General features: G+C 47.7%; 1 protein-coding gene. It reads left to right on the forward strand.

Going from position 1 to position 830, the window contains the following annotated elements; translation table 11 throughout:
* Window positions 1–830, forward strand: an 830-nt coding sequence (locus R7Z49_RS24180; RefSeq protein WP_318112254.1) for an HD domain-containing protein, incomplete at both ends; no start/stop codon positions are given.

Consider the following 830-nt stretch of genomic DNA (forward strand, 5'->3'; position numbering starts at 1 on the left):
TTGTGGAAGATCCCCTTAGAGTACTTCGGGTCGCACGTTTTGCTGCAAAACTTGCCTCGCTGGGATTTACGGTAGCAAAAGAAACCATGCAACTCATGCGCGACATGGCAGACTCTGGTGAACTCAATACGCTAACACCAGAACGCGTGTGGCAAGAGTGGCATAAATCGCTTTCAACGCCTCGTCCCGATGTGTTTTTATCAGTATTGCGAGATTGCGGCGCGTTAGCCGTCGTGCTACCAGAAATCGATGCGTTATTTGGGGTGCCTCAACCTGAAAAATGGCATCCAGAGATCGATACGGGTATCCATACGTTGATGGTAGCAGAGCAAGCCGCAAAGCTGAGCACATCACTCCCTGTTAGATTTGCCGCACAGGTGCATGACTTAGGGAAAGGTGTGACACCAGAGAGCGAATGGCCAAGCCATAAAATGCATTGTCATACCGGTTTAAAGCTAATTAAAAAACTGTGCGATCGTGTACGTGTACCGAATGAATTTAAAGAGTTAGCGCTCATGGTCTGCGAGCAACACTCCAACATTCATCGCGCCGCTGAGTTAAAGCCGCAAACCATCATCAAAATCCTGAACAAGTTTGATGTATGGCGCAAGTCGGAGCGCCTAAAAGACATTCTAATTTGCTGCCAAGCGGATCATGCAGGCCGCAAAGGTTTAGAAGATCTACCATATCCACAAGCGGATATTTTCATGCTGGCCTATCAAGCAGCGGCATCAGTAGATGTGCAAGCCATCATTCAGGATGGCTTCAAAGGTCCAGCTATTCGTGATGAACAAGAAAAACGACGTATTGAAGCGGTCAAAGTCGCTTTA

The sequence above is a fragment of the Vibrio sp. 1562 genome, assembly GCF_033340155.1.
In the GTDB taxonomy this organism is placed as follows: domain Bacteria; phylum Pseudomonadota; class Gammaproteobacteria; order Enterobacterales; family Vibrionaceae; genus Vibrio; species Vibrio alginolyticus.